Origin of the sequence: Shinella sumterensis (genome assembly GCF_004514425.2) — a bacterium.
In the GTDB taxonomy this organism is placed as follows: Bacteria; Pseudomonadota; Alphaproteobacteria; order Rhizobiales; family Rhizobiaceae; genus Shinella; species Shinella sumterensis.
The window spans coordinates 235,081-248,905 of sequence record NZ_MYFN02000003.1 but is presented as its reverse complement, the minus strand read 5'-3'; the positions used below and the strand labels follow the sequence as shown (position 1 = coordinate 248,905).

Genomic DNA, 13,825 nt, shown 5'->3' with positions numbered 1-13,825 from the left:
GCCGCGATTGGCGCTGGACAGGGCAGCGCCAATTTGCACAGTAACGCCTCACGGATGTGAGGACCCAGCATGGCATTGGCGGATATCAGGCGCGGCACACGCAACGACACGGGCATCGCCGCGGCGCTGCCGCAACTGGCGTCGCGGTTCGGGCAGCGCTTCCAGACCGGCGAGGCGATCCGCACCCAGCATGCGCATACCACCACCTACATCCCGGCCCAGCTCCCCGACGGCGTCGTCTTCGTGGAGAATGCCGAGGATGTGAAGGCGGTCGTGGCGATCTGCGCGGCGCTGAAGGTGCCGGTCATCCCCTTCGGCACCGGCTCCTCGCTGGAAGGGCAGGTGAACGCGCCCGAGGGCGGTATCTCCATCGATTTCAGCAACATGAAGCGCGTGCTTTCGGTCAATGCCGAAGACCTCGACTGCACGGTCGAGCCGGGTATCACGCGTGAGGAGCTGAACCTCTACCTGCGCGATACCGGGCTGTTCTTCCCGATCGATCCGGGTGCCAACGCCTCGATCGGCGGCATGGCCTCGACGCGGGCCTCCGGCACCAATGCGGTGCGCTACGGCACGATGAAGGATAACGTCCTGGCGGTCACCGTGGTGACGGCGACGGGCGAGGAGATCCGCACCGCGCGGCGCGCGCGCAAGTCTTCGGCCGGTTACGACCTGACCCGGCTTTTCGTCGGCGCGGAAGGAACCCTCGGCGTGCTGACCTCCGTCACGCTGCGCCTGCAGGGCATTCCCGCCGTCATCGCCGGCGGCATCTGCGGCTTCCCGACGCTGAAGGATGCCTGCAATGCGGTGATCATGACGATCCAGCTCGGTATCCCCGTCGCGCGCATCGAACTGCTCAACACGTTGCAGATCAAGGCCTGCAACGCCTATTCCGGCCTGACCCTGCCGGAGCAGCCGACGCTTTTCGTGGAGTTCCACGGCAACGAGGAAAGCGTGCGACTTCAGTCGGAGGAATTCGGTGCGATCGTCGCCGAATGCGGCGGTGGCGAATTCCAGTGGAGCGCCGATGCCGACGAGCGGGCGAAGCTCTGGAAGGCGCGGCACAATGTCTATTGGGCGTCGAAGGCGTTGCGTCCCGGCTATGAGGCGATTGCGACCGATGTCTGCGTGCCGATCTCGCGCCTGGCCGATTGCGTGGCCGAAACGGAGCTCGACATTGCGGAGAACGGCCTGCTCGCGCCGATCGTCGGCCATGCCGGCGACGGCAATTTCCACGTCTGCGTCGTCTTCGATGACAAGGATCCCGTGCAGATCGAACAGGTCGAGGCTTTTGTCGGACGGCTTGCCGCGCGCGCGCTCGCCATGGACGGCACCTGCACGGGCGAACATGGGATCGGGCAGGGAAAACAACGTTTCCTGCCGGACGAGCTTGGCGGCACCGTGCATCTGATGCAGCAGATCAAGCAGGCGCTCGACCCCGACGACATAATGAACCCCGGCAAGATTTTTTCGTCACTTCCGTCGATTTAGACGTTATCCTCTGAACGACTGAAGGACATTCGAGGCATGCGGCGTGCTTTCTAGGATCGGGCTTATCGTTGGCGGCTTGGTGGTCGTGGCGCTCTTCGTGGCGCTTCTCGCTCCCCTGTTCGTGGACTGGACAAGCTTTCGGCAGGATTTCGAGCGGGAGGCGAGCCGCATCATGGGGCGGCCCGTCACCGTGCACGGCAGCGTCGATGCGCGGCTGATCCCGTTTCCCTCCGTAACGCTCAACGACGTGCGGGTCGGCTCGCCGGAGGACGGCCAGCCGCTGGTCGAGGTCGCGCGCTTCTCGATGGATGCCGAACTCGCGCCGTTCCTGTCCGGCGAGGCGTTGATTTTCGACATGCGCATCGAGGAGCCGAAGGCGCGCATCAAGCTTTTCAAGGACGGCACGCTGGATTGGGCGCGCGGCCGGAAATCCGATATCCCGGCCCGCACCGTCATTCTGGAAAATGTCTCGATCACCGGCGGCGAAATCGAATTCGTCGACGAGCAGACCGGCCGCACCCGCCATGTGACGGGTCTCGATGCGCAGATTTCCGCGAAATCGCTCGGCGGGCCGTGGCGCATCGACGGGCGCGGGGCGCTCGATGGCGAAGCCGGCGCCTTCCAGCTTTCGAGCGGGCAGGTGGAGGACGGCGCGCTCTCCCTGCGCACCCGCATCGTACCCGACCGGCTGTCCTTCACCGCCGATCTGGACGGCGCCTTGAAACTCGTCGATTTCCGGCCGCAATATGCGGGCGGCTTTACCCTGTCGGAAAAGCCGCGCGCCAAGGGCGAGAAGCCTGTCGATCCGATCCGCGTCGGCGGCAAGTTCGAGCTTTCCAACGAGCGCATCCGCGTGCCGGAATACCGCCTCGAGGCCGGCGCGCAGGCCGATCCCTATGTGGTGACCGGCGAAGCGACGCTCGATACCGGCCGCGCGCCGGAATTTTTGCTCACCGCCAATGGCCAGCAGATCGACGTGAACCGCATCGGCAACAGCGGCGAGTCGGGCAAGACCGGGCGCAATCCGCAGGTCTCCGCCCGCCAGCGGCTTCAGGCGCTGCTTTCGATCGCCGCCGACATTCCCATTCCGCAGGTGCCGGGGCGGGCGAGCCTCCTGCTGCCCGCCGTGGTGATCGGCGATACGACGGTGCGCGAAATCCGGCTCGACGTGAAGCCCGATGGCGACGGATGGCTCGTCGACCAGGCGACTGTGCTTTTGCCCGGCCGAACGACGCTGGAGGCGAAGGGGCGGCTGAGGCTCAAGGACAACCGCGGCTTCATCGGCGACCTCCTGGTCGCCTCCAACCAGCCGTCGGGGCTTGCGACATGGCTTACGGGCTCCGTCGACCCTGAGATCCGCAAGCTGAAGACGGCCGGGTTTTCCGCCCGGGTGAACCTTGCCGACGAGTTGCAGCGCTTCGAGAACCTGGAGATCGCCATCGGCGGTGCAAGCCTGCTGGGACGGATGGAGCGTGAATCGCGCGCGGATGCCGTGCCGGCGCTTTCGCTGCAATTGCAGGGCAACGAGGTGCGGCTGGAATCGCTTCAGGCGCTTGTCGGCCTCGTGGCCGGCGATGCCTCGCTTTCCAGCATTGCGAGCAACGCGATCGCACTCGACCTCAAGGCCGACAGGCTGGTTGCGTTCGGCGAGACCGCATCCGGTGTGAACGCGGTCCTCTCTTCCAGGAATGGCGCGCTGACGCTCGACCGTTTCAACGTGGCCTCGCTGGCGGGCGCGGCGATTTCGGCGAAAGGCACGCTGGGCGGATCGCTGGACGCACCGGATGCCGGGCTGGACGTGACCGTGAAAGTGGAGACGATGGAGCCGCTCGCGGCCCTGCTGGCGCGTCATCTGCCGGCGCATCCGCTGCTGTCACGCTTTGCCGAGAATGCGGGCTATTACGACAACGCCGATCTCGCCATGCGCATCGCCGCCTCCGGCGGGGACGAGAACCCTGCGACCGTGACCCTGTCGGGACCGGTCAATGACGGGCGGGTGGATATCAGACTTTCGGCGGCAAGCCTCGCGGACCTGCTGGCGGCGCGCGATTTCGAGCTGAACGGCAGCCTGTTCAATCCGCGCACCGTGGTTCTGGCTGGCCAGGCGGGTCTCGTGCCCCTCCCGTTCGATGCCGATCCGGACGGCACCATCACGATCGAGGCCAAACAGCCCGCCGATGGGCCGGCTACGGTTTCCGCAGCGTTCAAGGCCGGCGGCACGACGGTTTCCGCCGCGGGCACGGCAGCGCTTTCGGCGGATGATTTCCTGAACGGCGCGCTCACGCTTTCCGTCGCCAGCGACGACATCGAGCCCTATCTGATGATGAACGGCATCGCGGTGCCGCAGGCGGGCACCGGGCTGCCGCTCACCTTGCAGGCCAAGCTGGACACCGGCGCCGAGAGCGTCGCGATCACCGACATCGCCGGCAAGGCGGATCGCAATGGCTTCTCCGGCGCGCTGACCTTCGACCGTGCGGCGACCGCGCTGAAGGGCACGGGCTCGCTGCGCATCGACACGGTGGATTTCGCGTTCCTCGCCGAGGCGGTCGGCGGGCCGGTGACGGATGTGGCGGATGGCGGGCTGAACGGCGCGCCGCTGACGCAGCCCCTCTTGGATAATGCCGACGTTTCGGTGGCGCTGGAGGCCGGCGCCTTCTGGCCGGGCCTCTATGGCGCGGTGGACGGTTTCAAGGCGAACCTCGCCTGGAAGGGCAGCGAATTCGAGCTGACGGATATGGCCGGCGCGTGGCTGGGCGGCAGGCTTTCCGGCCGCGTGAAGGTCTCGAATGCCGAGGAGAACGGCCTGTTCGAGGCGCGCATGGACCTTGCCGGGGTGGATGTCTCCAAGGCGGTCTGGGCCCGACCGGGTGGCGCGGTCGCGAGCGGCAAGGCGGATGTGACGCTGGCCGTCGATGCCTCGGGCAAGAGCGTGCGCGGCATGGTGGAGGGCGCCAGCGGCTCGGGCGAGGCGAAGATTTCCGACCTCGTGCTGCACGGCCTGGACACGTCGGCCTTTCCCGCCCTGCTGGCGGCGGCCGACGCGATCGAGGGCGACATCACGCCGGAGCGGGTGGCGGGCTTTGCCGCCGACGCCATCCTGAAGGGCGAGGCATCCCTTGGTGCCGTGCGTGTTCCGCTCGCGCTTGCCAGCGGCAGGTTGCGCGCGCAGAGCGTCGCAGCCGAAAACAGCGGTGCGGCGCTCTCCGCCGATGCCGATCTCGATCTTGCCGGCGATGCGATGACCGGCCGGCTCGCCGTGACCTTCAAGGCGGGTGAGGATGCGCTGGCGGGTGCTGCGCCCGAAGTGTCGCTCGATTATCGCGGTCTCATCGAGGCTCCCGGCGTCACGTTGGATGTCCAGCCTCTGGCCAACTATCTCTCCCTGCGGCGTTTCGAGACGGAGCGCCGGCGCGTCGAGACGCTCCAGGCCAATGTGCTGGAGAAACAGAGGTTGCGGCGCGAAGCGGCCCTTTATCGCGCACGTGCCGATGAACGCGCGGCCCGTGCCGAGGCCGAGCGCCTGCAGATGGAGGAAGAGCAGCGCCGCCGCGTCGAAGCCCAGGAGCGTGCGGAGCAGGAACGGTCCACCCGGGCGGCGGCCGAGGAAGCCGAACGCGTGCGGCGCAACGAGGAAGAGAACGCTCGCCGTATCCTGGCCGCGCAGGAAGAAGCGCGCAGGCTTGCCGAGCAGCGCGCCGCGCAGGAGGCGCGCAAGGCGGAGGAAGAGGCGCGCCGCCGTCGATTGCCGGCCACGGGTGGGGAGGCGGTGGAGCGCGGCGGCGAGTTGCCGCCGGTCGATGGCGGGAGAAACCTGAACTTCGAAAGCCTGCCGGGTGTCAACTGATCGCGGCGTCCCGCACTTTCGTCTTCAGCCATTCCAGCACATGAAGGCGTAGCGCCGAGGAGAGGTTGTCATCAACCGCACGCGCGTCGTCGATCTCGCGGATCAGCGCGGCGACGGGCATTTCCCGTTCGTCGGCGATAGCCTTAAGCTCGTCGTGGAAAAGCGGCTCGAGCGAGAAGCTCGTGCGGTGGCCGTGCAGCGTGGTGGAATATTTGCGGATCATACCGATCGTGGTGTCTGGCTGGGGGAGATTGGCAGATCGATTCCGGTTCCGGCGGCAAGCCGTTGAAAGATCACTCTTTCGTCTCGTCGGGCCGCTCGATGCGGCCCTGGTCGAGCGTGCGCCTCGCCTTGTCGTTGAGGGCATCCGTCAGCGTCTTCTCGGCCTTGGTACGGCCGAAGGTCAACCGGTTCTGCTCGGCCTGCCGCTCCTTTTCGGAGCGGGCCTTCTGCTTGCGGAACTGGCGAAGGTTGACGACGTCGCCGCTCATGCCGTGCTCAGTTCTTCTTGCGGAAGGAATCGAGCGAGACCACGGAGCCGCCCTTGTCGCCGCCACCGCCGGTGGGGGGCGTGGGTTCCTCGACGGGCTCCTCGGTCTTTTCCGCGACCGGGTAGGCGGTGATTTCGGCGGAGTGATCGTCCTCGCCTTCTTCCTCTGCGGCGGGAACGTCGAACTCCAGCTCGAAGCTGACCGAGGGGTCATAGAAGCCGCGGATGGCGTTGAAGGGAATGACGAGCTTTTCAGGCGTGTCGGAGAAGGACAGGCCGATCTCGAACAGGCTCTCGGTGACCTTCAGGTCCCAGAACTGGTGCTGCACGACGATGGTCATCTGCTCGGCATATTTCGCCTTGAGATGCTGCGAGATGCGCACGCCGGGCGCATTGGTCAGGAAGGTGATGAAAAAATGGTGCTCGCCCGGCAGGTGGCCGGTGACCGCGACTTCGGACAAAACCTTGCGAATGACGCCGCGCAGAGCGTCCTGGGCGAGAATGTCGTAGCGAATGTGGTCTTGCGCCATCCGTTCCTGTCTTTCTTTCTGATGCCTTTGTCTTCAGGCATTGCACTTCATCTCGTGCCTTCCGACGCGAGTCATCTGGGACAGCTATAGACCATTTCAAGAGATTGGAGAAGGTGAAGGCTTCTGTTGCCAGGTGCCTTCGGACCCCGCCTGCCGGTGCGACCCGTCAGGACTTTGAGTGAAGTGTCACACCGCCATTAGGCAGCGAGACGAGCTTCCGCATAGTTGTCGTTTGCAACTACAAGTTTAGCCCGATAACGGTGGTACAATGCCGAGCAAAAAGTCGATCTTTACGCCCTTGTCGATCCTATTTCGCCCCCATCAAAAGCCGGTCGGTCATGCTTTGACCGGTTTTTGGTGGAGGCGCCGGGTACCGCCCCCGGGTCCAATGGGTTTATTACACCGCTCGTTTATTGCCATAGCTGCCGAAGCAGCAATCCACATATAGGCATTCTGTCCGGCCAAGGAAAGGGGGGCCGGCGGGGATTTGACACCGGGCGGGCGTTCAGGCGAGCCGCGCAGCCGGTGGAACCGGCAGCTCCGCCCATTGTGACTGGAATTCGCTGCGTGGCACGGGGCGCCCGAAGTAATAGCCCTGGAAGGCGGTGCAGCCGAAGGACCGGAGCAGACCCAGTTGCTCCAGCGTTTCGACCCCTTCGGCGACCACGGCAAATTCCAGCACATGCGCCATGTCGAATATGCTTTTGAGCAGCACGCGGTTTCGCCGGCTCTCCACGATATCCTGCACGAAGGAGCGGTCGATCTTGATTTCCTGCACGGGCAGCCGGCGCAGGTGGCTGAGGGAGGAATAGCCCGTGCCGAAATCGTCGAGCGATATGAAGAGACCGGCAGCCCGCAGGGCGCGCATCCTTTCGCTGATCGCGTCGATATCGCCGGCCATCATGCTTTCGGTAAGTTCGAGCTTGAGAAGGGCCGGGTCGAGCTCCAGCGTGCGCAGGCAATCCAGGACCGTGTCGACGAAATCCGGCTTCGTGAAGTGGTCGGCGCTGACATTGATCGCGAGTTTCAGCCCGCTCGTCGCCGGGTCGTGACGCCATGCCGCGAGCGTCTCGCAGGCCTGTGCCAGGACCCAGTCGCCGATGGCCGGCATCAGGCCCGCTTGTTCTGCGGCGGGGATGAATTCGGCGGGCGGAACGTGGGTTCCGTCGCCGCGTCGCCAGCGCAGCAGGGCTTCGGCCCCCGTCAGCCGGCCGGACTCGTCGACCTGGGGCTGGTAGAACAGCTCGAATTCCCGGTTTCGCAGTGCCATCTTGATGGCGCGCGCCTTGTCGAGGTCGCGGGCGAGCTCCAGTTGCATGACATAGACGCCGACGCACAGCAGTCCGACGGCGACGATGGTGTTCACCCAGGAGCCGTAGATCTGGATTGCTTCCGGTATCGGCCGGGCGAAGGAGGGGGCCGCGGTGCTGCTGGCGAAAACGATAAAGGCGATCACGCAGAGCGCCACGATCGCAAGCTGCGGCCGGGATTGTTCGCGCCGGTAATTGATGTAGCCCAAAAGCGCCAGCACGAGCAGGAAGAGATGGGATACCCTCGGCGCGGCGGCGCGCGGCACGTCGAAGACCAGGCAGAACATGGTGATGATCACCAGAAAGGCCGCCTGGGAAAACAGAAGCGCGGCCGAAAACCGGTTGCTGCGGGCCAGCGCCAGGCTCAGGAGCGCGACGCAAACCACGGCGACATCCAACGCCACCAGAGGCCAAGTGCCCATGAGGGCAAAGGTGATGCCCCATCCGCAGGCCGTGACACCCACGGCCAGCGATGCAAGGCCGTAGATCAGCCGGAACCGGTTTGAGTAGTTTTCCTTCGGTTTCACGGATGATCCGCCCAGTGAGATGAGCGGCCATGATCGCTGAAATTCGTTCAGAAATTGCAAAAGGCTTCCGAACCGGCCTTCTGCAACCGCGAATAGGATAAGGCGCCTTAAGCCAAAAGCCGGGAAAATCCTATTTGCCGTTTGGCCGTTGCGGCGTCTGGCTTTAATATAGCGCGCTGAATCAGGAAACGGCGGCGACCATGCAGCAATATCTCGACCTTCTCGCGCATGTCATGGAAAACGGCAGCGACCGGGGTGACCGGACCGGTACCGGCACGCGCGGCGTTTTCGGCTACCAGATGCGGTTCGATCTCGAGGAAGGCTTCCCGGTGCTGACCACCAAGAAGCTGCATCTGCGGTCGATCATTCATGAACTCCTGTGGTTCCTGAAGGGCGAGACCAATATCGCCTACCTGCACGAGAACGGCGTCACGATCTGGGACGAGTGGGCGGACGAAAAGGGCGAGCTCGGGCCGGTCTACGGCTATCAGTGGCGCTCATGGCCGACCTATGACGGCCGTCATCTCGACCAGATCGCCGCCGTCGTCGAAAGCATCCGGCGTAATCCCAATTCGCGCCGCCACATCGTCTCCGCCTGGAATCCGGCGCTGGTCGACGAGATGGCGCTTCCGCCCTGCCACTGCCTGTTCCAGTTCTACGTGGCGGACGGCAGGCTGTCCTGCCAGCTCTACCAGCGTTCGGCGGATATCTTCCTCGGCGTGCCCTTCAACATCGCGTCCTACGCGCTGCTGACCATGATGGTCGCGCAGGTGACGGGGCTGCGGCCGGGCGATTTCGTGCACACGCTGGGTGACGCGCATATCTATTCGAACCATTTCGAGCAGGTGCGCACCCAGATGACGCGCCGCCCGAAGCCCTTGCCCTTCATGAAGATCAATCCCGAAGTGAAGGACCTTTTCTCCTTCAAATTCGAGGACTTCGAGCTGGTCGGCTACGAAGCTGATTCAACCATCAAGGCGCCCATCGCCGTCTGATTTCTTTGAAAGTCTGTCTTGCATGAATGAACCCCGGATCGTGCTCGTGGTCGCCGTCGCCAGCAACGGTGTCATTGGCCGCGACGGCGACTTGCCGTGGCGGCTGCCGTCCGACCTCAAGCGCTTCAAGCAGCTGACCCTCGGAAAGCCTGTCGTCATGGGCCGCCGGACGTGGGATTCCATCGGCCGGCCGCTGCCGGGGCGCCCCAATATCGTCATTACCCGCGATCCGGCCTTTTCCGCGCCGGGCGCGCAGGTGGTCGCCTCGCTCGACGACGCGCTGGCCGCTGCGCGGCGGGAAGCGGAAACGCTCGGCGTGGACGAGATCTGCGTCATCGGCGGCGGGCAGATCTATGCGCAGGTCTTCGGCCGTGCGGATATCCTGCATGTCACCCATGTCGAAGCGGATGTGGAAGGCGACACGCGCTTCCCCGATATCGACCCGGCTTCCTTCGAAAAGGTCGTGGAGGAGGAGATTCCCCGCGGTGAGAAGGACAGTCACGCCATGCGCTTCGTCACCTGGCGCCGGAAATCGGCCGTTTAAGCGGTAAAACCCATCGATCACGAACTATTTTGCCGCAAGGACACCCAAGCCGGGCGGGATTTGTTGAAAGGTGCCGGTGGGATACCTATAACGGGTTCACATCGCGTTGCGCGGCGAAACAATCCGCGACATGCGCCTATGGGGATTTATAGAAAGAGGTATTGATGCCCTGGAGCAATCAGAATGGCGGCGGCGGCCCTTGGGGTGGCGGCGGCGGTGGTGGAAACAATCAGGGGCCATGGGGGCAGGGACCGAACCGTCCTCGCGGCGGTGGCGGCAGTGGTAACGGTGGTCCGCCCGATATCGAGGACATCATCCGGCGCGGCCAGGACAAGCTGAAGACCGTCATGCCCGGCGGTTTCAACGGCGGTGTCGTCGTCATCGCACTGCTTCTCGTCGGCGTCTTCTGGCTGATGAACTCCATCTATACCGTCCAGCCGGACGAGCGCGGCGTCGAACTGCGTTTCGGCAAGCCCAAGCAGGAAATTTCCATGCCGGGCCTGCACTTCCATCTCTGGCCCTTCGAGACGGTCGAGCTGGTCAAGATCACCGAACAGCAGCGCAATATCGGCCGCCGTTCGGCCGCGTCGAACTCCGACGCTTCGGGCCTGATGCTCACCGGCGACCAGAACATCGTCAATGTGCAGTTCTCGGTGCTCTACACGGTCACGGATCCGCAGTCCTACCTCTTCAATCTTGAAAATCCGGCCGAAACGCTGCAGCAGGTCGCCGAAAGCGCCATGCGCGAAGTCGTCGGCCGCCGTCCGGCGCAGGACATCTTCCGCGATAACCGTCAGGCCATCGCCGAAGGCGTGAAGACGACGATCCAGGCGACCATGGATGCCTATGGCGCCGGCATCTCGATCAACACGGTCGCCATCGAGGATGCGGCTCCGCCGCGCGAAGTGGCCGATGCCTTCGACGAAGTGCAGCGCGCCGAACAGGACGAAGACCGTTTCCTGGAAGAAGCCAACCAGTACGCCAACCAGAAGCTCGGTGCCGCACGCGGTCAGGCCGCGCAGATCCGCGAAGAGGCAGCCGCCTACAAGGATCGCGTCGTCAAGGAAGCCGAAGGTGAGGCGGCACGCTTCATCTCCATCTACGACCAGTACAAGATCGCGCCCGACGTGACGCGCAAGCGCCTCTTCCTTGAAACCATGGAAGGCGTGATGAAGAACTCCAAGAAGGTCATCATCGATGAAAAGCAGGGCGGACAGGGCGTCGTTCCCTTCCTTCCCCTTAACGAACTCGGTCGCACGACCGGTCAGCAGGCAGGAGGTTCGCAGTAATGGGTAACCGTTTGCCAGCCGTTTTGATCGCCCTCGGCGTTCTTCTCTTCATCGCCTATTCGTCGGTGTTCGTCGTCAACGAGCGCCAGCAGGCGATCGTCATCCGCTTCGGCCAGATCCAGGACGTGAAGACCGAGCCGGGCCTGTACTTCAAGCTTCCCTTCGGCTTCATGGATGCCGACAGCGTCCAGTATATCCAGGATCAGGCCCTGCGCTTCGATCTCGACGATATCCGTGTCCAGGTCTCGGGCGGCAAGTTCTACGAGGTCGATGCCTTCGTGGTCTACAAGATCACGGATGCCCGTCGCTTCCGCGAAGCCGTCTCGGGTGACCGGGAATCGGCCGAGGCCCGCCTCAGCACCCGTCTCGATTCGGCTCTGCGCCGCGTCTACGGTCTGCGCGGCTTCGAATCGGCTCTTTCCGAAGAGCGCGCGTCGATGATGCGTGAAGTTCGTGGCGAACTGACCGCCGACGCCTCCAACCTCGGCCTCACCATCGAGGATGTCCGCATCCGCCGCACGGACCTTACGCAGGAAGTCTCTCAGCAGACCTACGAGCGCATGAAGGCCGAGCGTCTGGCGGAAGCCGAACTGATCCGCGCCCGCGGTAACGAAGCCGGCCAGCGTCGCCGCGCCATCGCCGATCGTCAGGTCGTCGAGTTCATCGCGGCCGCCCAGCGCGACTCGGAAATCCTGCGCGGTGAAGGCGACGGCGAACGCAACCGCGTCTTCGGCGAGGCCTTCTCCCAGGATCCGGCCTTCTTCGACTTCTACCGGTCGATGAGCGCCTACCGGGATTCGATGAGCTCGTCGGATACGACGCTCGTGCTGTCGCCGCAGTCGGAATTCTTCCGCTATTTCGAGGACGCGGCTGGCACACGGCCGGCGGCCACGGGCACCGGTGCGGGCACGACGAACGGCACGGCCACGACGCCGTCGACCGCAAACTGAGAACGCCATGTCCGATTTCCTGACGGGGATCGCGTTCTTCCTGATCATCGAGGGGCTGGTGTACGCACTGGCCCCTTCGGTTTTGAAGCGCATGGCGGAACTGCTGCCGCAAATCCCGGAAAACCAGCTCAGGCTTTCGGGGCTGTTTGCCGTGGCGCTTGGCGTTTTGATGGTGTGGTTCCTCCGCAGCGCCTGAAGGCCGCCCTTGCGAGCGGCGGTGAAGACAGGCAAAAGTTCAGACAAATCATCGTGGCAGACTGATTTTTGCCGTATCCGCGGCGAACACTCGCCAGAGCCGACCAGACCCGAGAGGATGCCGAACATGGCCTTGAAGATGAAGTCCAGCGTTGCCAATGCGGCGCTCACGCTTGCGATGAGCTTTTCGCTGGCCGCCGGCCCGCTCGCAGCACCAGCAATGGCCCAGGCGCGCCAGGCCGGACCGGAATCGGTGGCCGACCTTGCCGAAGGCCTGCTGGACGCGGTGGTCAACATTTCGACCTCGCAGAACGTGAAGAACGAGGACAAGGCGCCGATGCCGCAGGTGCCGGAAGGCTCGCCCTTCCAGGACTTCTTCGACGAGTTTTTCAAGGGCGATGGCGGCGAGGGCTCCAACCAGGGGCAGACGGTCAATTCGCTGGGGTCCGGTTTCGTCATCGACCCGGCCGGCTATATCGCCACGAACAATCACGTCATCGAAGGCGCCGACGATATCGAGGTGAATTTCGCCAACGGCTCCAAGCTGAAGGCCAAGCTCGTCGGAACCGACCCCAAGACCGACCTCGCGCTGCTGAAGGTCGAGCCGAAGGCTCCCTTGAAGGCCGTTCCGTTCGGCGATTCCCGCGTCATGCGCATCGGCGACTGGGTCATGGCCATCGGCAACCCCTTCGGGCTCGGCGGCTCCGTGACGGTCGGCATCATTTCCGCGCGGGGCCGCAACATCAATGCCGGCCCCTACGACAACTTCATCCAGACGGACGCGGCCATCAACCGCGGCAATTCGGGCGGCCCGCTGTTCAACATGAAGGGCGAGGTCATCGGCATCAACACGGCCATCATCTCGCCGTCGGGCGGCTCGATCGGTATCGGCTTCTCGGTCCCGACGGAGCTGGCGCAGAACATCTTCTCGCAGCTTCGCGAGTTCGGTGAGACCCGCCGCGGCTGGCTCGGCGTGCGCATCCAGCCCGTTACCGATGACATCGCCGAAAGCCTGGGCATGAGCGAGGCGAAGGGCGCGCTCGTTGCCGGCATCATCAAGGGCGGGCCCGTCGACAACGGCGTGATCCAGACCGGCGACGTCGTCATCCGTTTCGACGGGAAGGATGTGCATGAAATGCGCGATCTGCCGCGCGTCGTCGCCGAAAGCCCCGTCGGCAAGGCCGTCGACGTGGTGCTCCTGCGCAACGGCAAGGAAATGACCGTGAAGGTCACGCTCGGCCGTCTCGAAGACGGCGAAAAGCAGGTGGATGCCGAAGACGATGCGGCAACGCCGGACGAAGGCACGACCGAAGAGGATACGACGACCGGCGGCGAAGAGCTGGCCGAGCCGCAGAAGGCCGAGCTGGTGCTGGGCATGGGCATCGGCGATCTCGACGAAGCCGCCCGCAAGACCTTCAACATCGTGGAAAGCGTCAAGGGCGTTGTCATCACCGAGGTGACCCCCGACACGGCGGCCGCCGAGCGTGGCATCGTGCCGGGCGACGTGATCGTCGAGATCGGCCAGGAGGCCGTGGCGACGGCCGAGGAAGTCAAGGCCCGCGTCGCCAAGCTCAAGTCGGAAGACCGCCGCAACGCGCTGCTGATGATCGCCGACCGCACCGGCGCGCTGCGCTACATCACAGTGCGCATCGACTGAAAG

Annotated in this window: 12 protein-coding genes and 1 other RNA gene; 8 read left to right on the top strand and 5 right to left on the bottom strand. The window is 64.5% G+C overall.

Annotation, left to right across the window (positions count from 1 at the left end; all coding sequences use genetic code 11):
• The first annotated feature begins 69 nt into the window (after window positions 1–69).
• On the top strand, window positions 70–1,491 hold the full coding sequence (locus B5M41_RS08275) for an FAD-binding oxidoreductase (protein ID WP_134649523.1): 1,422 nt from the start codon (window positions 70–72) through the stop codon (window positions 1,489–1,491).
• Window positions 1,492–1,534: 43 nt separating this feature from the next.
• On the top strand, window positions 1,535–5,335 hold the full coding sequence (locus B5M41_RS27015; RefSeq protein ID WP_134649522.1) for an AsmA family protein: 3,801 nt from the start codon (window positions 1,535–1,537) through the stop codon (window positions 5,333–5,335).
• Here the strand turns inward: B5M41_RS27015 and B5M41_RS08265 are convergent.
• From B5M41_RS08265 to B5M41_RS27010, 5 genes are all read right to left on the bottom strand, one after another.
• The gene (locus B5M41_RS08265; protein ID WP_134649521.1) at window positions 5,328–5,558 is read right to left on the bottom strand and encodes a ribbon-helix-helix domain-containing protein; all 231 of its coding nucleotides are present in this window, start codon (window positions 5,556–5,558) and stop codon (window positions 5,328–5,330) included. The genes B5M41_RS27015 and B5M41_RS08265 overlap by 8 nt on opposite strands.
• 70 nt (window positions 5,559–5,628) lie before the next feature.
• Window positions 5,629–5,826 (bottom strand): DUF4169 family protein, encoded by a 198-nt coding sequence (locus tag B5M41_RS08260; protein WP_134649520.1) that lies wholly within the window; start codon window positions 5,824–5,826, stop codon window positions 5,629–5,631.
• A gap of 7 nt (window positions 5,827–5,833) precedes the next feature.
• Window positions 5,834–6,355: an SspB family protein gene (locus B5M41_RS08255; protein ID WP_134649519.1), complete on the bottom strand. Its 522-nt coding sequence runs from the start codon at window positions 6,353–6,355 to the stop codon at window positions 5,834–5,836.
• A gap of 112 nt (window positions 6,356–6,467) precedes the next feature.
• Window positions 6,468–6,829, bottom strand: a transfer-messenger RNA (tmRNA) gene (gene ssrA, locus B5M41_RS08250).
• 31 nt (window positions 6,830–6,860) lie between these two features.
• Window positions 6,861–8,192 (bottom strand): putative bifunctional diguanylate cyclase/phosphodiesterase, encoded by a 1,332-nt coding sequence (locus B5M41_RS27010; RefSeq protein ID WP_134649518.1) that lies wholly within the window; start codon window positions 8,190–8,192, stop codon window positions 6,861–6,863.
• A gap of 200 nt (window positions 8,193–8,392) precedes the next feature.
• On the opposite strand from B5M41_RS27010, the gene B5M41_RS08240 reads away from it, so the two are divergent.
• From B5M41_RS08240 to B5M41_RS08215, 6 genes are all read left to right on the top strand, one after another.
• The gene (locus tag B5M41_RS08240) at window positions 8,393–9,187 is read left to right on the top strand and encodes a thymidylate synthase (RefSeq protein WP_134649517.1); all 795 of its coding nucleotides are present in this window, start codon (window positions 8,393–8,395) and stop codon (window positions 9,185–9,187) included.
• A gap of 22 nt (window positions 9,188–9,209) precedes the next feature.
• Entirely contained in the window at window positions 9,210–9,731 is a 522-nt protein-coding gene (locus B5M41_RS08235) for a dihydrofolate reductase (RefSeq protein ID WP_134649516.1), read from the top strand.
• A gap of 164 nt (window positions 9,732–9,895) precedes the next feature.
• The gene (hflK, locus tag B5M41_RS08230) at window positions 9,896–11,020 is read left to right on the top strand and encodes an FtsH protease activity modulator HflK (RefSeq protein ID WP_134649515.1); all 1,125 of its coding nucleotides are present in this window, start codon (window positions 9,896–9,898) and stop codon (window positions 11,018–11,020) included.
• Window positions 11,020–11,970 (top strand): protease modulator HflC, encoded by a 951-nt coding sequence (gene hflC / locus B5M41_RS08225; RefSeq protein ID WP_134649514.1) that lies wholly within the window; start codon window positions 11,020–11,022, stop codon window positions 11,968–11,970. Before hflK ends, hflC begins: the two co-directional genes overlap by 1 nt.
• A 7-nt stretch (window positions 11,971–11,977) precedes the next feature.
• Window positions 11,978–12,166, top strand: coding sequence for a DUF2065 domain-containing protein (locus B5M41_RS08220; RefSeq protein WP_134649513.1), 189 nt, complete (start codon window positions 11,978–11,980; stop codon window positions 12,164–12,166).
• A gap of 177 nt (window positions 12,167–12,343) precedes the next feature.
• A complete protein-coding gene (locus B5M41_RS08215; RefSeq protein ID WP_413713163.1) occupies window positions 12,344–13,822 on the top strand; it encodes a DegQ family serine endoprotease in 1,479 nt (492 codons plus the stop codon).
• Window positions 13,823–13,825 lie beyond the last annotated feature (3 nt).